Annotated in this window: 22 protein-coding genes; 11 read left to right on the forward strand and 11 right to left on the reverse strand. The window is 63.0% G+C overall.

The features are described from left to right. Window positions 1-147: 147 nt before the first annotated feature. From RBB29_RS11815 to RBB29_RS11825, 3 genes are all read left to right on the forward strand, one after another. Window positions 148-927, forward strand: coding sequence for an SDR family oxidoreductase (locus RBB29_RS11815; protein ID WP_306115111.1), 780 nt, complete (start codon window positions 148-150; stop codon window positions 925-927). Between the two features lie 116 nt (window positions 928-1,043). After that, window positions 1,044-1,937: a fructose bisphosphate aldolase gene (locus RBB29_RS11820; RefSeq protein WP_306115112.1), complete on the forward strand. Its 894-nt coding sequence runs from the start codon at window positions 1,044-1,046 to the stop codon at window positions 1,935-1,937. Window positions 1,938-2,042: 105 nt separating this feature from the next. Further along, entirely contained in the window at window positions 2,043-2,405 is a 363-nt protein-coding gene (locus RBB29_RS11825) for a hypothetical protein (protein WP_306115113.1), read from the forward strand. Window positions 2,406-2,436: 31 nt separating this feature from the next. On the opposite strand, the gene RBB29_RS11830 is transcribed toward RBB29_RS11825, so the two are convergent. Then, window positions 2,437-2,643, reverse strand: coding sequence for a helix-turn-helix transcriptional regulator (locus RBB29_RS11830; protein ID WP_306115114.1), 207 nt, complete (start codon window positions 2,641-2,643; stop codon window positions 2,437-2,439). A gap of 10 nt (window positions 2,644-2,653) precedes the next feature. Continuing rightward, window positions 2,654-3,202, reverse strand: a complete 549-nt coding sequence (locus tag RBB29_RS11835) for a hypothetical protein (RefSeq protein WP_306115115.1) — start codon at window positions 3,200-3,202, stop codon at window positions 2,654-2,656. Window positions 3,203-3,341: 139 nt separating this feature from the next. On the opposite strand from RBB29_RS11835, the gene RBB29_RS11840 reads away from it, so the two are divergent. Both RBB29_RS11840 and RBB29_RS11845 read left to right on the forward strand, forming a co-directional pair. Further along, window positions 3,342-3,701 (forward strand): glycine zipper domain-containing protein, encoded by a 360-nt coding sequence (locus RBB29_RS11840; protein WP_306115116.1) that lies wholly within the window; start codon window positions 3,342-3,344, stop codon window positions 3,699-3,701. Beyond that, a complete protein-coding gene (locus RBB29_RS11845; RefSeq protein WP_306115117.1) occupies window positions 3,688-4,305 on the forward strand; it encodes an alpha/beta hydrolase in 618 nt (205 codons plus the stop codon). Before RBB29_RS11840 ends, RBB29_RS11845 begins: the two co-directional genes overlap by 14 nt. A gap of 9 nt (window positions 4,306-4,314) precedes the next feature. On the opposite strand, the gene RBB29_RS11850 is transcribed toward RBB29_RS11845, so the two are convergent. Beyond that, window positions 4,315-5,937, reverse strand: a complete 1,623-nt coding sequence (locus RBB29_RS11850; protein WP_306115118.1) for an acyl-CoA dehydrogenase family protein — start codon at window positions 5,935-5,937, stop codon at window positions 4,315-4,317. Window positions 5,938-6,069: 132 nt separating this feature from the next. On the opposite strand from RBB29_RS11850, the gene RBB29_RS11855 reads away from it, so the two are divergent. The 5 genes from RBB29_RS11855 (at window position 6,070) to RBB29_RS11875 (ending at window position 10,735) form a co-directional block, all read left to right on the forward strand. Further along, window positions 6,070-6,369, forward strand: a complete 300-nt coding sequence (locus RBB29_RS11855) for a septum formation initiator family protein (protein ID WP_306115119.1) — start codon at window positions 6,070-6,072, stop codon at window positions 6,367-6,369. Window positions 6,370-6,587: 218 nt separating this feature from the next. Next, window positions 6,588-7,598, forward strand: a complete 1,011-nt coding sequence (pdhA, locus tag RBB29_RS11860) for a pyruvate dehydrogenase (acetyl-transferring) E1 component subunit alpha (RefSeq protein ID WP_306115120.1) — start codon at window positions 6,588-6,590, stop codon at window positions 7,596-7,598. A gap of 15 nt (window positions 7,599-7,613) precedes the next feature. Then, a complete protein-coding gene (locus tag RBB29_RS11865) occupies window positions 7,614-8,999 on the forward strand; it encodes a pyruvate dehydrogenase complex E1 component subunit beta (RefSeq protein ID WP_306115121.1) in 1,386 nt (461 codons plus the stop codon). 12 nt (window positions 9,000-9,011) lie between these two features. Next, window positions 9,012-10,313 carry a pyruvate dehydrogenase complex dihydrolipoamide acetyltransferase gene (locus tag RBB29_RS11870; RefSeq protein WP_306115122.1) on the forward strand — a complete coding sequence of 434 codons (1,302 nt, stop codon included), beginning with the start codon at window positions 9,012-9,014 and terminating at the stop codon, window positions 10,311-10,313. A gap of 281 nt (window positions 10,314-10,594) precedes the next feature. Continuing rightward, window positions 10,595-10,735: a hypothetical protein gene (locus RBB29_RS11875; protein ID WP_306115123.1), complete on the forward strand. Its 141-nt coding sequence runs from the start codon at window positions 10,595-10,597 to the stop codon at window positions 10,733-10,735. 90 nt (window positions 10,736-10,825) lie between these two features. Here RBB29_RS11875 and cysE read toward each other — a convergent pair whose 3' ends face one another. Next, complete coding sequence (cysE, locus tag RBB29_RS11880) at window positions 10,826-11,653, reverse strand: serine O-acetyltransferase (RefSeq protein WP_306115124.1); 828 nt, start codon at window positions 11,651-11,653, stop codon at window positions 10,826-10,828. A gap of 84 nt (window positions 11,654-11,737) precedes the next feature. Here cysE and RBB29_RS11885 point away from each other — a divergent pair, with 84 nt between their 5' ends. Beyond that, a complete protein-coding gene (locus RBB29_RS11885) occupies window positions 11,738-12,076 on the forward strand; it encodes a TraR/DksA C4-type zinc finger protein (protein WP_306115125.1) in 339 nt (112 codons plus the stop codon). A gap of 3 nt (window positions 12,077-12,079) precedes the next feature. Here RBB29_RS11885 and RBB29_RS11890 read toward each other — a convergent pair whose 3' ends face one another. The 7 genes from RBB29_RS11890 to RBB29_RS11920 are packed head-to-tail and all read right to left on the reverse strand — an operon-like array spanning window position 12,080 to window position 19,250. Continuing rightward, on the reverse strand, window positions 12,080-16,093 hold the full coding sequence (locus tag RBB29_RS11890) for a glycoside hydrolase/phage tail family protein (RefSeq protein ID WP_306115126.1): 4,014 nt from the start codon (window positions 16,091-16,093) through the stop codon (window positions 12,080-12,082). Further along, window positions 16,093-16,539: a peptidase gene (locus RBB29_RS11895; protein WP_306115127.1), complete on the reverse strand. Its 447-nt coding sequence runs from the start codon at window positions 16,537-16,539 to the stop codon at window positions 16,093-16,095. Before RBB29_RS11895 ends, RBB29_RS11890 begins: the two co-directional genes overlap by 1 nt. After that, entirely contained in the window at window positions 16,539-17,426 is an 888-nt protein-coding gene (locus RBB29_RS11900; protein WP_306115128.1) for a DUF2163 domain-containing protein, read from the reverse strand. Before RBB29_RS11900 ends, RBB29_RS11895 begins: the two co-directional genes overlap by 1 nt. After that, on the reverse strand, window positions 17,423-18,055 hold the full coding sequence (locus RBB29_RS11905; RefSeq protein ID WP_306115129.1) for a DUF2460 domain-containing protein: 633 nt from the start codon (window positions 18,053-18,055) through the stop codon (window positions 17,423-17,425). The genes RBB29_RS11900 and RBB29_RS11905 overlap by 4 nt, the downstream gene beginning before the upstream one ends. 19 nt (window positions 18,056-18,074) lie before the next feature. Continuing rightward, window positions 18,075-18,734, reverse strand: coding sequence for a phage tail tape measure protein (locus RBB29_RS11910; RefSeq protein WP_306115130.1), 660 nt, complete (start codon window positions 18,732-18,734; stop codon window positions 18,075-18,077). Then, window positions 18,727-18,933 (reverse strand): rcc01693 family protein, encoded by a 207-nt coding sequence (locus tag RBB29_RS11915; RefSeq protein WP_306115131.1) that lies wholly within the window; start codon window positions 18,931-18,933, stop codon window positions 18,727-18,729. The genes RBB29_RS11910 and RBB29_RS11915 overlap by 8 nt, the downstream gene beginning before the upstream one ends. Next, a complete protein-coding gene (locus RBB29_RS11920; protein WP_306115132.1) occupies window positions 18,930-19,250 on the reverse strand; it encodes a gene transfer agent family protein in 321 nt (106 codons plus the stop codon). Before RBB29_RS11920 ends, RBB29_RS11915 begins: the two co-directional genes overlap by 4 nt. Window positions 19,251-19,252 lie beyond the last annotated feature (2 nt).

A 19,252-nucleotide genomic window follows, 5' to 3' on the forward strand; every position in this document is an offset into this window, starting at 1 on the left:
CGCCGCGCGATCGCCATCCAGCGGTCTGGCCATCGCACAGCTTTTTTCGAAAAGCGACTTAACCCGCAAAAGGCCCATAACGAACAGAACTTGTCTCGCTCCCCGGCATCACCTTATCCTGCGCTCAGATGACGCGGGAGGATTGCTTTGCAGAACTGGACACTGATAACCGGCGCGTCCGAGGGGCTCGGCAAGGAGTTCGCACGGATCGCGGCCAAGGCCGGGCGCAACCTGATCCTGACGGCGCGCTCCGAGGACAAGCTCCACGCGCTGGCCCAGGAACTCTCCGGCACCGCCGGGGAGGTTGTTGTCATCCCCGCCGACCTCAATGACCTGGCCGAGGCGGAACGGCTCTGGACCGAGGCCTCCGCGGACCGCCGCATCGACGTCCTTGTGAACAATGCCGGGCTGGGCTCTCACGGGGCCTTCGGCGCGCCGGAGACCTGGCCCACGGAACTGACCTCGATCAACGTCAATATCCTCGCCTACACGTTCCTGATGAACCGCGCGGTTGCCCATATGAAGGGCCACAAGGCCGGGCGTATCCTGAACGTGGCCTCCGTCGCAGGCTTTACCCCCGGGCCCAACATGGCCGTCTATCACGCCACCAAGGCCTATGCGCTCCACCTGTCCGAGGCCGTCGCCGAGGAGCTGCGCGGCACCAATGTGACGGTAACGGCGCTCTGTCCCGGCGCCACGGAAACCGGGTTTTTCGATGCCGCCGACATGGATGGCGTGCGCCTGCTGAAGATGCGCAAACCGATGACCGCCGCCGAGGTCGCACAGGCAGGCTGGCAGGCGATGATCGGCGGCAAGACGGTCATCGTGACCGGTATCATGAACAAGGTCTTTGCCATCCTGCCGAGGATCACGCCCCGCTTCATGACCACCTTCGTTGCGGGCAAGATCATGGGGAAAGGCCGGTAGCGCCGCCTTTCTCCGGCTTTGCCCATCTGTTAGCGCCATCATAATTGCAACACGCGCCGGTCTCGCCTAAGAGCCGCAGGAAGATTTATTCAGGGTCACAACAGTCAGGGATCGTCATGTCGAAAGAAGCACAGCGTCAGCAAATGAGTTCGGGGAATGGGTTTGTGGCGGCACTGGACCAATCCGGCGGCTCGACCCCCAAGGCGCTGGCGCTCTACGGTGTGAACGAAGATGCCTATGGCAACGACGCCGAGATGTTCGACCTGATGCACGCCATGCGTTCGCGCATCGCCGGCTCCCCGGCCTTTACCGGCGACAAGGTCGTGGGCGCGATCCTGTTCGAGATGACCATGGACCGGCAGATGGGCGGCAAACCCTCGGCCACCTATCTGTGGGAGGACCGCGGCGTGGTCCCTTTCCTCAAGGTGGACAAGGGGCTCGACGATGAGGCCAATGGGGTGCGGCTGATGAAGCCGATGCCGGACCTCGACGCGCTGCTGGAACGCGCCAATGCGGCGGGGATTTTCGGCACCAAGATGCGCTCGGTCATCGACGCCGCCTCACCCCGTGGCATCGCCGCCAACGTGGCACAGCAATTCGAAGTGGGTCATCAGATCCTGGGCCATGGCCTGGTGCCGATCATCGAACCCGAGGTGACGATTTCGATCGGTGACAAGGCCGAGGCCGAGGAGATGCTGCTGGCAGAACTGACCCGGCATCTGGATGCGATGTCCGACGACAAGCAGGTGATGCTGAAACTGACCCTGCCCGAGACGGCCAATCTTTATAAGCCGCTGATCAACCACCCGCGCGTGATGCGCGTCGTGGCGCTTTCGGGCGGATATTCCCGTGATGAAGCCAACACTCGCCTGAGCCAGAATACCGGCATGATCGCCAGTTTCTCCCGCGCGCTCAGCGAAGGGCTCTCGGCGGATCAGTCGGACGCCGCGTTCGACGCCATGCTGGCCGACACGATCGAGAGCATCTATCAGGCATCCGTCGCAGGCTGACCTCCCCCTGCCCCAACCGGCGCCCACGTGATCCATCTGAAACGCCTGTTGCCAGATACGGCGCAGGGCGGCTACGATTTCCGCGTTGGAACGAGGGGGATTGGTATGAGGTCATTTACAAAATACGCAGCTTTGATCGCAATGGGGCTGTCGCTCATGGCCTGCGCCCCCAAGAAGCCCTATGAGCCGATCGTCGATGGCCCCAAGTGCGCGGGATATGACAGCGACCTTGCCGATTGCCGTGACATCTCGAAAACCAAGAAAGCAACAGGCGCCGGTGCGGCGACCGGGGCCTTTACCGGCGGCATCACGGCGGGCGCCTATGGTGGATCAACCGGCGACGTGGCGGCCAGTATCGCGCTTGGCGGCCTTGTCGGGTCTGCCAAGGAAAAGGCCAAGGCCCGGTCTGCACGAGACCGCCTGGTCTTTCACTGCATGCGCGGCCGGGGTCATAACGTGATCGGCTAGATCATTCGGCGAAAGTCGGATGCCGCGACGCTCAGTCCGGCTCATAGCTCAGGATATCGCCCGGCTGACACTCGAGGTACTCGCAGATCGCGTTCAGCGTACTGAACCGCACACCTTTGATCTTGCCGGACTTGATGAGCGACAGGTTGGTCTCGGACAGGTCGATTGCCGCCGCCAACTCGCGCGAAGACACCTTGCGCTTGACCAGCATCAGGTCGAGGGAAACGGTGATAGCCATCGCCCTGCCCCTAAAGGAAATGCTGGTTTTCTTCTTCGGCCAGCCAGGCGCGTTCAAGCGTCTGCGAAATGGCCATCATCGCGATCCCGATGATGAAGAAAACAATATCGAGATCCAGCGGATCCCAGGAAAAGTCGAACTCGTCAGTGACCTCGGTCCCGATCACGATGAGGTGCTGCACCCCGCCCGCCAGAATGTTGTAGCCGAGCCAGAACCCGATCAGGCCCAACCCGACGGTCCGCAAGCGCCGCGACAGATCGCGAAAGTCTTGGCCGCGCCCGCCGCTCAGGATGCGCCAGACCGCGGCATAGGCCATCGCAAGGCAGGCAAGCGCCACCGCCGTGACGAGAAGCCCGATCAGCAGCGCCCAGAATGGCGGCGATGCCGGTTGCACCGGGAAGTCGTAAAGCTCCCAGATGTCGTTATGCAGGCCGGCCATCTGCCCGATCCAGAGCGTGCCCAGAACAAGCACATAGTAGAGCAGGCTGATCGACATGGCTGTTTTTGCAAGGAAATTCATCGGGCTGGTCTCATCGTTGGTCACCGTCTGCGGTATCACTTAGTGCATATCATAATATGTTTGTAGCAATATTTTGCATACTTTATGTTTTATTTAAAATCTTTGTTGCGAATCGAAAACACTCTGCCTATATGCCTCTCATCCCGGACGTTCCGGGCCTGTTACGAATGAGGACACCATGCGTATTTCAATCAACACTCCCCTTCTCCTTGGCCTGGGCCTTTCCCTCGCTGCCTGCGCCGAAACCCCCTATGAGCCGATTGTCGATGGCCAGGTATCGCGGAATTACCACGCGGATCTGAATGCCTGCCGGCAGATCTCGACCCAGAAACAGAGCACCGGAAATGGCGCCACCGCGGGCGCGGTCATCGGCGGCGTGATCGGCGGTCTTGAGGACGAATCCGTCGGCGGCGCCGTTGTTGGGGCGGCCGTGGGCGGCCTGATCGGATCGGCCGAGGAAAACGCTGAGATCGACGATGCCCGGGACCGGATTGTCTTCAACTGCATGCGCGGGCGCGGCCACAATGTCGTCGGTTAGGTTCGGCAGCACGGGCGTCACATTACGGCTGCCCACGGCCGTGACGCTCGTCATCATGTCCGGTTTGGCGGCCTGTACGCAGGTCGCCGTCCTGGCGCTGAACACCGTCACGACCACCAGTTTCACCGTCGAAGGTACCCGCCTCTACATGAGCGGCGAGATCAACGCCAAGACGTTCGATCAGTTCGAGGCGGTCTATGCCGCCAACCCGCAGATCGACACGCTGGTCGAACTCGATGTGCCGGGGTCGGTTGACGATGACACGATGATCGCGCTGGCCTACCGGGTGCGGGAACTCGGTCTCAACACCCACCTCACCGCGCGCAGCGAGGTGTATTCCGGCGGTGTCGACCTCTTTCTCGCTGGCGTCCGGCGGACAATGGCGCCCGAGGCGAAGATCGGCGTTCATGCCTGGTCGGATGGCAACCGCGAGGCGCATGAATACCCGATGGGCGCGCCCGAACATGAACAGAACCGCCGCTACATCGAGGAGATGCTGGGCAGTGACGCCTTCTACTGGTTCACGATCCTCGCAGCCCCGGCGGATGGCATTCACATCATGACTGACGCGGAAATCGCCCGGTTCGGCCTGCTGACCGGATAGACGCCGGGCCTAACCGCCGAGCCGCGTGATGATCCCCGCAAGGTCGACATTGCCAATGGCCCCCGCGGTCCGGCCCCGCTCTCCGGCCAGGCGCGTGGCGACATAGCCGTCCGATACCGCCGCTGGGGCCTGCCGGATCAGGACTGAGGCCGTCAGCAACGTCGCCAGGCTTTCGACATACCAGCGCGCCTGCCCCTCGTCGGGCAGCTTGGGAAACCGCTGCATATGGGCCTTGACCGCCATGTCGTAGCGGTGGTTCTGCCCTGCCGCCTGCCCCAGTTCTTCGCTCAACACCTCCCCGGCCAGCGGTTCGCGCTTGAGCGTGCGCAGCACGTCGAGGCAGATCACATTGCCGGACCCTTCCCAGATCGAATTCAAAGGCGCCTCGCGGTAAAGCATCGGCAGGCCGGTCTCTTCGACATATCCCGCGCCGCCCATGATCTCCATCGCCTCATACACCAATCCGGGACAGAGCTTGTTGCCCAGGTACTTGGCCAGCGCCACGGCGAGGCGCGCATAGGCCCGGTCACGCTCGGACGTGCCATCAAAGGCGCGTGCCACGTGGAGCCCAAGCGCCAGTGTCCCCTCCCAATCCAGCGTCAGATCCGCCAACACGCTGCGCATCAGCGGCTGATCGACCAGCTTGCGCTGAAACACCGTGCGGTGCCGTACCCAGTGACCGGCCCGGTCCAACGCGGCCCGCATCAGGCCCGCCGGGGCCAGCGCCGTGTCGAGCCGGGTGTGATGCACCATGGCAAGGATCGTCCGCACCCCGTCCCCTTCGGCCCCAAGCCGATGCGCCAATGCGCCATGATACTCGATCTCCGCCGAGGCATTCGAGCGGTTACCGAGCTTGTCCTTGAGCCGCTGGATGTGAATCGCGTTGCGCGTCCCCTCGGGCCAGCGCGGCACGAGGAAACAGGTCAAGCCCTCCGGCGCCTGCGCCAGGGTCAGAAACCCGTCCGACATCGGCGCGGAGCAGAACCACTTATGCCCGGTCAGGCGGTAATCGCTGCCATCCCGTTCCGCGCGGGTCATGGTCATGCGAATGTCGGACCCGCCCTGCTTCTCGGTCATCGCCATGCCCAAAGTCGCACCGGGTTTGCGCGCCAGGGGCTTGGCAGCCCCGTCGTAAATGCGCGCGGTGAGCTTCGGCACCCAGGCATCGAAGAGCGCCCTCTCGGCCTGCAACGCCGGGACCGCGGCATAGGTCATCGTCATCGGGCAACACACGCCCGGCTCCACCTGACTGGTGAGATAGACCATCGCCGCATGGGTCGCATGGCCACCCCGGCGCCCCTCCCACGCAATGGCGGCATATCCGGCCCCGATACCCGTCTGCATCAACTCGTGATAGGCGGGCGAAAACCGGACCTCATCCAGCCGCCGTCCCCCGGCATCGAAAGAGACGAGTTCCGGCGCCTGTCGGTGGGCCGCAATCGCGGCTTCGGCCACTGCCTGCCGGCCCAATTTTGCGCCATAGCTCGCCAGGTGGTCCGCGTCTGCCCGAGCGGTTGCGGCATGGTCGATAAGCGCCTGATCCGCCGACCATAAATCCCGATCCCTCCATGCCGTCGGCTGATTGGTCACCTCATGAGTCGCCAGGTGGCTCCGGGGGGATGAGTGCGGCATTCAGATTTCTCCTTCAGGTGTATTCCTAGCGTGGTTCCGCCAGACAAAGAAAGGGGATTCACAAAGCGAATCAGATGTGCGACAGTGCCCCCAGATCGCCCGGCAGAGGCGGCACCATGAGGCAGAGCACGAATGACCACCCGCACGAAACCGGCAATGGGCGCGTTGATGTTCTTCGCAGTGTCCTTTGGCCTCTGCGTGTACTTCACCTTTGCCGCCGTGCAGGGCGATTTCGGCCTGTTCCGCCGCGCGGAGATCGAGGCCGAAAGCAAGGCCCTGCAAACGAAACTCAATGATCTGACCCGGCAGGTTTCGCGGATGGAAAACCTGACGCACCGCTTGTCCGACGACTATCTCGATCTTGACCTTCTGGATCAGCAGGCCCGCGATGTGCTTGGCCTGCTAAGAAGCGATGAAATCGTCATTCGCTGATCTGACGGGCTCGGTGCCACCCTCCGCGCTTTAAGGTGTGAGACGCCTGACAGACCGCTCGCGACGACCTGATTTCACGGCTTTCCCAAAGAGCGGCACCCGGCGTATCGCACGCGCTACCTGACCCATGGTAAATTCACTCTCGTCACCGGCGGACATATGGTGTATTAAAATGGTTTAATGCTAAACTATTATTTCGGACAAGGAGTTGCCCGCCCATGGCCGCCAAGAAAACCACAAAAAAATCAAATGTTTCCGCGGATGAGTTGAAAAAATTCTACAGCGATATGCTGTTGATCCGACGATTCGAGGAAAAGGCCGGTCAGTTATACGGCATGGGTTTGATCGGCGGTTTCTGTCACCTCTATATCGGCCAGGAAGCGGTTGTCGTTGGGCTTGAGGCCGCGACCAAGGAAGGCGACAAGCGGATCACCACCTATCGCGACCACGGCCACATGCTCGCTTGCGGGATGAACCCCGACGGGGTGATGGCAGAACTCACCGGGCGCGAGGGCGGCTATTCCCGCGGCAAGGGCGGCTCGATGCACATGTTCTCGACCGAAAAGCACTTCTATGGCGGCCACGGCATCGTTGGTGCCAACGTCCCCCTCGGCGCCGGTCTGGCCTTTTCCGATAAATACAAGGGCAATGACAACGTCACCTTCACCTATTTCGGTGATGGCGCCGCGAACCAGGGGCAGGTTTACGAGACGTTCAACATGGCCGCGCTCTGGGAATTACCGGTGATCTTCGTGATCGAGAACAACCAATATGCGATGGGCACCTCGCAGAAACGCTCCACCTCGACCCCCGATATCTATACCCGGGGCGAAGCCTTCGGGATCCAGGGCGAGGCGGTCGACGGCATGGACGTTCTCGCCGTGAAAGAGGCCGGCGAAAAGGCCGTGGCCCACTGCCGCGCCGGCAAAGGTCCTTACATCCTTGAGGTCAAGACCTACCGCTATCGCGGCCACTCCATGTCGGACCCCGCCAAGTACCGGACCCGCGAAGAGGTCCAGAAGATGCGCGAGGAAAAGGACGCCATCGAACATGTCCGTGACCTGCTTCTCGCCGGGAAACACGCCAGCGAAGAGGACCTCAAGGCCATCGACAAGGAGGTCAAGAAAGTCGTCAACGCCTCGGCCGATTTCGCCAAGGAAAGCCCCGAGCCCGCGGTCGAAGAGCTCTGGACCGACATCATCACCGACATCGCACCGCAGAACGCCTGAGGAGGAGACAACACAATGGCTACCGAAATTCTGATGCCCGCCCTCTCCCCCACAATGGAAGAAGGCACGCTTGCCAAATGGCTCGTGAAGGAAGGCGACACCGTCAGCTCTGGCGACATCATGGCCGAGATCGAAACCGACAAGGCCACGATGGAGTTCGAGGCGGTCGATGAGGGTACCATCGGCAAGATCCTCGTCGAAGAAGGCAGCGAAGGGGTCAAGGTCAACACCCCGATCGCGGTGCTTCTGGAAGAAGGCGAAAGCGCCGATGACATCGGCGATGTGTCCTCCGCCCCCGCTGTAGCGGCGGAAGAGAGCGACAGCGACGCAGACACTGCTGACGCCGCCCCGGCGCAGGCCAAATCCGCGCCCGACGCGCCGCAGCCCGACACCAGCCCCGATTGGCCCGAAGGCACCGAAATGGTGAAGATGACCGTGCGCGAGGCGCTGAACTCCGCCATGGCCGAAGAGATGCGCGCCGACGAAAGCGTCTTTGTCATGGGCGAAGAGGTTGCCGAGTACCAGGGCGCCTACAAGATCACGCAGAACCTGCTGGAGGAATTCGGTGCCAAGCGGGTGATCGACACGCCGATCACCGAACATGGCTTTGCCGGGATCGGCGTCGGTGCCTCCTGGGGCGGTCTCAGGCCCATCGTCGAATTCATGACCTGGAACTTCGCCATGCAGGCGATCGACCAGATCATCAACTCTGCCGCCAAGACGCTCTATATGTCCGGCGGCCAGATGGGCAGCCCGATCGTCTTCCGCGGCCCCAACGGCGCCGCCGCCCGCGTGGGTGCCCAGCACAGCCAGGATTACGCCGCCTGGTACGCGCAGGTCCCCGGCCTCAAGGTGGTGCAGCCCTATTCCGCGGCCGATGCCAAGGGCCTGCTGAAATCCGCGATCCGCGACCCGAACCCGGTCGTGTTCCTCGAAAACGAAATCCTCTATGGCAAGTCCTTCGAAGTTCCCAAACTCGACGATTTCACCATCCCCTTCGGCAAAGCCAAGGTCTGGCGTGAAGGCACGGATGTGACCATCGTGAGCTTCGGCATCGGCATGACCTACGCCCTCGACGCCGCCGAAAGGCTGGCCGAAGACGGTGTATCGGCCGAGGTGATCGACCTGCGCACCCTGCGCCCGCTCGACTACGACACCGTGATTGCAAGCGTCATGAAAACCAACCGCTGCGTTACCGTCGAAGAGGGTTGGCCCGTCGCCTCCATCGGCAACCACATTTCGGCCACCCTGATGGAACGTGCCTTCGACTACCTCGACGCGCCGGTCATCAGTTGCACCGGCAAGGACGTCCCGATGCCCTACGCCGCCAACCTTGAAAAGCTGGCGCTAACCTCGACCGCCGAGGTGATCGAGGCCGTCAAACAAGTAACCTACCGGTAAGGAGACAAGGCAATGCCCACAGAAATTCTCATGCCCGCCCTGTCCCCCACGATGGAGGAAGGCACACTCGCCAAATGGCTGGTCAAGGAAGGCGATACCGTCAGCTCCGGCGACCTCCTGGCCGAAATCGAAACCGACAAGGCCACGATGGAATTCGAAGCGGTCGATGAAGGCACCGTCGGCAAGATCCTTGTTGAAGAAGGCTCCGAGGGCGTCAAGGTCAACACCCCGATCGCGGTCCTCCTCGAAGACGGCGAAAGTGCGGACGACATCGGCGACACATCGGCCCCGTCGACACAAGCGCCGGAGGCCGCCAGTGCCGACGCGGGCGCCGAGGAGGCAGCCCCCGCTGCCGCCGAGAAGCCCGCCCCCGCCGCGCCCAAGGCGGCCAGTGGCGACCGCATCTTCGCCTCGCCGCTCGCGCGCCGCATTGCCGCCGACAAGGGGCTCGACCTGGGCCAGATCAAGGGCTCGGGTCCCCATGGCCGCATCGTCAAGGCGGATGTGGAAAACGCAACGCCCGGCTCGAAATCCGCCCCCGCCGAAAAATCCGCTGCACCGGCCGCAGCCCCCGCGCCCTTCGGCCCCTCGGGTGACGCGATCAGCGCGATGTATCAGGGCCGCGACTACGAGGAGGTCAAGCTCGACGGGATGCGCAAGACCATCGCCGCGCGCCTGACCGAGGCCAAGCAGACCGTGCCGCATTTCTACCTGCGCCGCGACATCAAGCTCGACGCGCTGCTCAAATTCCGCAGCCAGCTCAACAAGCAGCTTGAAGCCCGCGGCGTCAAACTCAGCGTCAATGATTTCATCATCAAGGCCTGCGCGCTCGCCCTGCAGGCGGTGCCCGATGCCAATGCCGTCTGGGCCGGTGACAAGGTGCTCAAGCTCAAGCCGTCGGATGTGGCGGTCGCCGTGGCCATCGAAGGCGGCCTCTTCACCCCGGTACTCAAGGACGCGGAGATGAAATCGCTCTCCGCGCTCTCCGCCGAGATGAAAGACCTCGCTGCGCGCGCCCGCGACCGCAAACTCGCCCCCGAAGAATACCAGGGCGGCAGTTTCGCCATCTCCAACCTCGGCATGTTCGGCATCGACAATTTCGACGCGGTCATCAACCCGCCCCACGGCGCGATCCTGGCCGTCGGTGGCGGCAAGAAGAAACCCGTCGTCGGCGATGATGGCGAGCTGACCGTGGCCACCGTCATGTCCGTCACGCTCAGCGTCGATCACCGGGTCATCGACGGCGCCCTTGGGGCCGAACTTCTGGAACAGATCTTGCAGAACCTCGAAAACCCGATGGTCATGCTGGCCTGACGCAAAATCCGCCGCCGCGATCCGGTCCCCCGGACGCGGCGGCGCATCTCTACCAACTCACATCACGTCAGCCTCACACCACCCCTCGGGGTTGGTCTGCGGAACAAACCCGCGCTAAGCCTCTTCACTGGCACATTACTTTTTACCGGAATTACAAAGACTTATCTGCGCTTGTTATTCGATAACACGCACCCGCGATCTGGGTGTTTTTGAATGACACCCACCCTTTGCCCCATATCGGATGACAAGACACGCCCACACCAGATGCAGAGGGTCACGATATGAAAACCGTCATTTTCTCCGCCACCGCCGCCCTCGGCCTGCTCATGCAGTTGCCGCTCTTGTCCGCAACAGATCTCGCCCAGCAGACGCAGCCTTTCACCGCCGCACCATCCGTCTCCATCCAGGTGCTGCAAAACTGATCCGGCAACGCGCGCCCCGTCACAACACAACAAAAAACCCCCGTGGCGCCGAGGCATCACGGGGGTTTGGAATAAACTACCAGGGCTATCTCAGGCCAGATCTTCCGGGCACGGGGCCGATTGCAAAAGCTGATCCATGGTCAGCGATGGCTGATCGCAACCCGCCTCGCCCACGACCTTCGCGGGAATGCCCGCCACGGTCTTGCACGGCGGCACTTCCTGCAACACGACCGACCCGGCGGCCACGCGGCTGCAATTGCCCACGCGGATATTGCCCAGCACCTTCGCGCCCGCACCGATCAGGACACCGTCGCCAATCTTGGGATGGCGGTCTTCCTCTTCCTTGCCGGTCCCGCCGAGCGTGACGGAATGCAGCATCGACACGTTATCGCCAACCACCGCGGTCTCACCAATCACTATGGAATGGGCGTGGTCGATCATGATCCCCTTGCCGATCCGGGCCGCGGGGTGGATATCCACGCCGAACACTTCGGAGGCCCGCATCTGGAAGAACCGCGCCAGATCCTTGCGCCCCTGGTTCCAAAGCCAATGGGCCACGCGGTAAGCCTGCACCGCCTGGAAGCCCTTGAAGTAGAGCATCGGCAGGATGAAACGGTCGCAGGCCGGGTCGCGATCGTTGACCGCAACGATATCGGCACGTGACGACAGCGCGATTTCCGGGTCTTTCGACATCGCCTCGTCGCAGATTTCACGCAGGATCTGCTCGGACATCTCGGTCGAGGCAAGTTTCAGCGAAATCCGGTACGACAGGGCCGATTCGATGGATTTGTGGTGCAGAATGCTCGAATGCACCAACCCGCCCAGAAGCGGCTCGCATTCGATCGCCTCCTGCGCCTCGGTGATGATCCGCGCCCAAACCGGGTCGAGCGACGTCAGTTTTGCATGTGTTTCAACCATATGCATGCTCCTTCAGCAGGCCTTGACTATACCAGATAGGCACTGATGGTAAAATGCAAAGCTGTGATTTCGGAGATAACAAAAATGAATGAGACAACGCAGGCGCATTTCCGCGATCTGATCCGTGCCCGTCTCGCCGAGATTGCACAGGAGGATGCCCTGGGCGCGGCCGGGCAGGCCACGGTCGAGCTGGACCAGCAATCCGTCGGTCGTCTCAGCCGCATGGACGCCCTGCAGAACCAGGCGATGGCAAAGGCGCAGGCCGGCCGCCGCCAGGTCGAAAAGACCCGGTTGTCGGCGGCTCTTGGCCGTATGGAAGAGGGTGAATTCGGATATTGCGAAGATTGCGGCGACGAGATCGCCAAGGCCCGCCTGGAGCTTGATCCCGCTGCCGCCAAATGTATCGGTTGTGCCCGGGGATAGGGCTCAGCCCCCCTGCGCCAGCGTGGCGAACCGCCCGGCCCCATAGCTGGCCGAGACCTGCGCGACCTCGACGGTGAACGCGCCGCTCACCCCGTCCGCGGCCCGGTCCGTGGCCGTGTAGGTCCAGCTTGGCACATCCGGCATCTCTTCACGCAGCACGTTGGCCCCCTGCATGACCCGCACCAGATAGCGTTCGCTTTCCTCGCCCAACGGCACCTCGGGCGTGTCCCACCGATCGCCGCCGACACGGGTCCGGCGGATCCAGTCATACCTCAGGTCGCCCCCCGGCAGCGGTGTCGCCCGCAGGTGCACCGGGCTATAGGGCCGCAGCCCGACCCCGGTGAAGGACAACTCACCATGCTGATAGGCCGGATCATCGAGCGGTCGGTCCGCAGGCCCCACGCGATAGTGACGCGGCAGGCCCCGCTTGGCTTCGGCCAGAGACAGTTGAATGGCCGATCCATCCAGACGCACCACGTAAGACCCCGCCGGCCAGGCATCGGGCCGAATGAACTCGGTGCCAAGTTGCCCCCGGAGCCGGTGGCGCAGCACATAGGTATCTTCGGCAATCAACTCGGCATCGCGGAACTGGAACACTTCCCAACCGTCGGGCGTCCCGTCTCCGATGGCACAAAGATTGGCCCCGGCAAGGAAGGCATCGTCGACGACGCTTTCCATCGCGCCAAACCGCATCTTCACGACCAGTCCCGGCCCCTTGTCCACCAGACCGGCACAGCAAGGCGCCAGATCCGATTCGGTGATGCCAATCGGCGCCCGCGCCGTCACGATCTGATTGAGTTGATAATCCGCGTCGATATCTGAGGAATAGACCGCCCCCGCACCGGGCCAAGGATCGGCCATCATCGCCACATGGGGAGCGTGCGGCACTTCCTCACCGGTCAGAAGCGGCAGATCGAGGAAAAGCGGCGTCACCGGCACCGGCGGCGTGAACGCACGGACCGCTGGCACGACGTCTTCGATCTCGATCGGGCGATAGCTTTCCGGCTCGATGCGCACACCCTCGACCCGTTGGGCATTGCCCATCTGCTCCACCCGGTCCACGCGAAAGAGCCCGCCCCCATCAGCGGGGTCCAGCTTGACCACATCCCCCGCACCAAGGTCCATGCGCGACGGCGGCAGGGTCAGCCGCACGGTATCCGTGGACACCCGCGCCTCCGCAAGCCAGCGTTCGACGGTCTGGCGCCCTTCGGCGCGGGTCAAGCAGACGGGCATCTCCGACTGCGAAATGCCCTTGGTGTCCTCATCCGGCAGCACGGCCTCCTCGGAGAGCACCTCGAAATGACTGTCCGCACCGACAAACCGCAGGCGCACACGCCCCGGCAGCTCGGCGACACCGCCCCGTGCGGCCTCGATCACACCGTCGTTTTCCGGATCACGCACCAACTGATCGCGCACCAGCGTGGCGTTTGCCTTGCCGTCACGCAATCGGCAATGCAGCTTCCCGCCCCGCTCCACCGCGTCGAACCCGGCACAGAGCATCAGCGGCTGCAACGCGCCGCGGGCTTCGCCGGTCTGATCGACGCTGTACCCCCGCACAAGGCCGTGCAGCTTGGAGGTATCAAGGTGGCTCAACCCGCTTTTCTCGCAGATCTCCTCGACAACCGACGCCAGCGTTCGCGACGACATCCGCCCGTTGAGCCAATGTCCCCGGCCGTAATTCTCGCCATCTGACCACAGCTTTCGGTTGTTGGGGAAATAGGGGAACGGCCGCGTGTCCCAGGCCCAGGCATAAGCGTGATCCATATCCAACATCGGCGCGCCGTATTCGGCCGATACCGGGTTGTTTGCCGGGTCGTTCCAATAGCCGATCATTGCCCGCAAGTACTGCAATTGCATCAATTCATCCCGCCGCCCGGTCGAGAATTTCGGCAGGCTTGATTCCGATGACTTGGCGTCGAGGAACTTGTTGGGCTGGTTCGCGCCCTTATCGACCGACGCGCAACCAAACTCGGTAAAGCGGACGGGTTTCGATTGCGGCACCCACGGGCTAGGCGTGGCCTGCCTTACGCCGCCCACGCGGTCATGATGCGGGTTCGACCACCAGTTCCGGATGTCCTTGTAGCGCCAGATCCATGGCTCGTTATGGGTGCCATCGGTGATCGGCGTCCTGACCTGGTCCTTCTCGTCCTCGGGCGAGGCATAGTACCAATCATAGCCCTCCCCACCTTCGATGTTGGATTGCAAATAGCCCAGGTCATAGATCGATTCCCACGCGGCATCCGCATGATCCGGCCCCTCGCGCCAATCGGAAAGGGGCATGTAATTGTCGATGCCGATGAAATCGATGTTGCTGTCAGCCCAAAGCGGATCGAGGTGAAAGAAGCGGTCGCCCGTGCCATCATTGGGCTGATACCCGAAATACTCGGACCAATCCGCCGCATAACCGATCTTGACCGACGGCCCTAGGAGCGCGCGAACCTCCGCGGCGAGGTCAATAAGTTCGTCCACAGCAGGAAAGCTGTTATTCGCGCCCCGGATCTGCGTCAGCGCCCGCATCTCCGACCCGATGCAGAAGCTCTCGACGCCCCCCGCGGCCTTGCACAACGCCGCCTGATGGAGAATGAAACGACGATATCCCCATTCGCTGGGGCCGCTGTAATTCACCGGGCTGATCTGCACGGGACCGGCAAAACCCAGGAACCCCTGCGCGCCACCGACGGTTGGGGGCAGCACGTTGTTCGGGTTGATCTGAAAATGGCTCGCGCGGGCATTGCCAAAGAACGCCGATACTTCGGCGGCGGCAGCGGCGGTGCCATCGGTGCTGCCCGCCTGGCCCGGGGCCTTGGTGGTGGTGATCCGGCCCCGCCACGGCACTTCGGGCTGATCCGCTGCATCGCTGTAGGGGTCCGGCAGGCCATTGCCCGGCAACTGCTCCATCAGGATGAACGGATAATACATCACGTCGTTGCCCTGCTGGCGCAGCCGTCGGATCGCTTCGACCACCGAGGCATCAGCGGGCGTCCCGCCAAAGAGCTTCTTGTTGTTGGCATCCCGCACCACCCGGGGCGCGGTTGTCCGGGTCAATCCTGCGACTTGCCAGGGCATGTTCGTGGAATCGAATGCCGCCTGCTCGACCTTGGGGCGGATGCGGCAGGTATCACACCGCAAATCATCGCCGAACCAGCTGACGATGAGCGACATCGACCTGCAATTGGGCAGTTCGGCATAGAGATTGCCGAGAGAGGCATTGAAATCGGGGCGCCCCGCCCGCGTGTTGATGTTTGCCACCTGCCCGGAACCGGGGCCGTAATTCATCACCACGCGCGACGTGGCGAGCGCGTATTCACCGCTCCCGGGCAGCAAGGCCACCCCCTTGAGTGCATGGGGCGGATCAAGGTCCGCCCCCGGCTGACCTTCCTGCGACGGGCGGCTGACCTCGAAATTGAGCTGCGGCACGCGGTTGCCAAACCGACCCAGATCCAGGTCCTCGATCACCACATAGGCGGTGCCACGATAGGCCGGCACCTTCCCTGCCCCCTCGATCGCTTCCATCTTCGGGTCGGGCAGCTGATCCCGGGTTCCCTTGTAGATTCGCATGTTGAGGCTGGAGCGATGGATTTCGCGGCCATCGGCCCAGACCCGACCAATGTCCGAGATCACCCCTTCGCAAAGGGCCACCGCGATGCTGACTGAATAACTGTATTCGCGGGTCTCGGGCGTCGGTGGTTTGGGCGCGCTGCCCTTGCCGCCGCTGCTGCCCGGGGTGATGGTGACATCTTCCTTGAACTCAGTGGCCCAGATCACCTGCCCCGAAACACGCATACGTCCATAGATCTGCGCAATCGCATCGCCCTCGCCCGCGCCCGAGAGGCGCAACCGGCTGACCTTGCCGGATTCGACCGCTTCAGATCCTTCGCCCAGAAGCCGCTGGTCGATCGACCGCCCGATCACCGCGCCCGCAAACCGCCCGATCACCGCCGTCGACAGGCCGAGGACCGACCCCCCGATGGAACTGCCAAGCGCCGATCCTGCTGCCGAAAGAAGAATTGTCGCCATTACTTGATCTCCTCGGGAAATGTGAACCGAGCCACGATGCGCCGCCGCCAAGGTGCGCTCAGCGCGCTCTCAACGACCGCGTGGCCGGAATAGGCATGGATGAATGTCGCGGCCTGTCCGATCTCGCCCGCCACGCCCAGATGCTTAGCAACGGACCCTTCACGCATGCGAAACAGAAGCACGTCGCCCGGCGCCTCATCCTCCAGATCCTTTGCGATCAGGTGTCGCTCGGCGGCTTGCCACAGCGTCTCAATGCGCGCAGGTTCAGACCAATCCTTGGAATAGGCCGGCGCCTGTTCCGGTTCGGCCCCCAAGATCTCGCGCCAGACCCCCCGCAGAAGTCCCAGGCAATCGGTCCCCGCGTCCTTGCAGGACGCCTGATGGCGGTAAGGCGTCCCAATCCACGCCCTTGCCGACGCCACAACCCTGTCTCCGATGGCACTCATCAGCGACGGCTCCGGCCCGACAGGTTCCCGGTCTTGCGGGGTGTCGCGATGGTCCAATCATCCTCGGGGATATCTGGAAAGCCCTGAAAATTCAGAAGGTTGTTGAACTTGACGCGACAGGTTTCCATTCGTTTGTCGCACCCGGCTTCGAGGCGCAGCTGATTGCCCGGCACCACATCGGCACGCAGCGGTTGCCAGAGTTCGATAACCCTCTCGCCCTCTTCAATCGCATCCCGCTTGATGAGGCCAATCAAACCCTGCGCCGCCCCGTCGAGCATGGTCATCCGGCCGTGTTTGAACCACCCCTCGGGGATGCCCGGCAGCGTGGTAAAGCGAAAGACCTGGCGGTTTTCGACCTGTTCGACCACGCGCAACTCGAAAAATCCGGCGGTTCCGAGGGCGAACTGGCACGTGCCATCGCCCAGCACCGCACCGCAGGGCGCCTGATAGACATTCCCGACTGGCGTGTTGAGCGCCTCGGTCAACCCGCGCAGCTCCGCCTCGAAAGAGCCGTCCTTGCGACGCAACTCCCCGATGGAGCCGCGGAACTGCATCTGCCGCTCCTCGACATTTTCCCAATTGACGATCCAGGCGCGCACCTCCGCACCATCGAACCGACCCGCTTCGATATCCTCTTCGCGGATCGACATGCTGCTGAGTGCGCCCATCGCCTCGGTATTGTCCACCGAGAGGCCCGTGGTCTGTTGCAACGCGACGGCGCTCAGACCGGAATCCGCGCTGAAATCAATGCCCTCAAAGCTGAGCGGCCCGTCATGATCGGTGAACCCCAACACAACGCCGTCGCGCCGGGTCAAGGCCCAGCAATGGCAGGTGGTGGTCACACCAGTCTCCAGATGCGCCTTCAGGCCGGGATGCAGATCGCTCATACCCGCACCTCGATCACCGGCACATCCGGCGCCTCACCGGCCTGGAAACTGGCCATGCTGATATTGATCCTGTCGGTGTCGAACCGCACCGGCACATCGAACTCGAACCCCGCGGTCACGCTCTGGCCATTGCCCGGTGGCGTCACGAAGGTCACGACCCCGGTTGTCACATCAACGGTGAAATCCGTGCCATCCTGCTGCGGCACCCCGTCGAGCCCGACAAGAACCGTTCCCGCGACCGGTTTTGCGATCGGCCGTGAATAGGTATGGCCGCCGGATTCGTAAAGCCGCGTCAATTGGAAATCGGTCTGGCTGCCATCGCCGGTGCCGATCACCACATCGTCGAAGAGAGGACCCGCCGACGCATTGCAGGATTTGTAATCCGCCCAGTCTTTCCAGCGGAACCCGTACATCTGCCCGCGCCTTGCCTCGAAAAAGGCGATCAGGGCTTCGACATCGTCAAGGTTCCGCATCGCCATCCCCGCGTCATAGCGGCGGCGCGAATGCGCCCAGGGCGTGTTGCGCTCCTCGAACCCGTTGGCCAGCGCCACCACATCGGTGTGCCGCACCGGGCCGCCCACGGAGCCAAAGCTCAGGTTCGCCGGAAAGCGTATCTCGTGAAAATCCATCGCTTATCTCCCCTTGGTCCTAGCGATTGCGTTTGCCGTTACCGATCACGCGGCCCATCTGCGCCGCGATCTGCGCCTGGCTGCGGCGGAAACCCTGCACATCGGGCGTCTGGATGTTCATCACCACGCTGACATTGCCACCGCCCCCGCCGCGCACGCCCAGCTTGCCATCGGCCCCACGGCTAAGCGGCATGATCGCTTCGGGACCCGCCTCGCCCATCAACCCGGTGCCGCCCCGCATCGGAAAGGTCACGGGACCGTCAACGATGCCACCGCTGGCAAAGGGCTGCACCCGGCCTTGCGAAAAGCTCGCACCATTGGCAAAGGGGAAGAGCCCGCCCATCAGGTTGTTGACCCCACCCGAGAGCAACCCGCCCACATGATCCGCCACCGGACGCACCGCGGAATTGAACGCGGTATCGACCATCGTCGTGGCTAGGCTGCGCAGGCTGTCAGAGAGGCTGTCACCGTCCAGAACCGCGCCCTTTATCGCCCCGCGCAGACCGCGGCTAATCCCCCGGTCGAGCGCCAGCACATCCTGTCCCGCACTGGAGAAAGTGCTCTTTACCCTTTCCAGTTCCGAGTTGAAGGCCGAGGCCATACTGCTGGCCTGCCCCAGGGATTGATCAAGTTGGTCGATCTGCTCGTCCAGCTCTTCCATTCGGTCCAAATCACCCATCGTCCATCACTCCATTCTTGTCCGGATAGGCGCGCAAAAGCTCATCGAGCCGCTCGCGCGCCAAAGGCGCGGCACCACCACCGTCACGCCCCAACATCAGGCTCAGCTCGGCTGGCGTCAGCGTCCAGAATTCCGCGGGTCGCAGGCCCAGCCCGCGCACCCCCGCCTCCATCAACGCAGGCCAGTCCACGCCACTCATGACCGCTCGGGCAGCGCAAAAGCCCGCGCCAGAAGCTCCGCCGCCGCCTTCGCCGCGCCCATCGGCCCGCCTTCGATCTCTGCCGAGATCAGGTCGGCCGGTCGCCCTTGCCACCCGCCCCCGCGCAGTCCCGCCACGATCAGCGCCAGCACGTCACGGGTGGAAAAGGCCCCGCCTTCGAACCGCTCGACCATTTCGACCAATGTCCCGGTCTCCAGACCCGCCTCAAGCTCGGCCAACGCCCCCAGCGTGAGCTTGAGCACCTGCCGTTCGCCATCAATGACCAGCGCCACCTCACCTGCCCAGGGGTTCGCCATGG

It is taken from the genome of Roseovarius sp. MMSF_3359 (assembly GCF_030733385.1).
Lineage (GTDB): Bacteria > Pseudomonadota > Alphaproteobacteria > Rhodobacterales > Rhodobacteraceae > Roseovarius.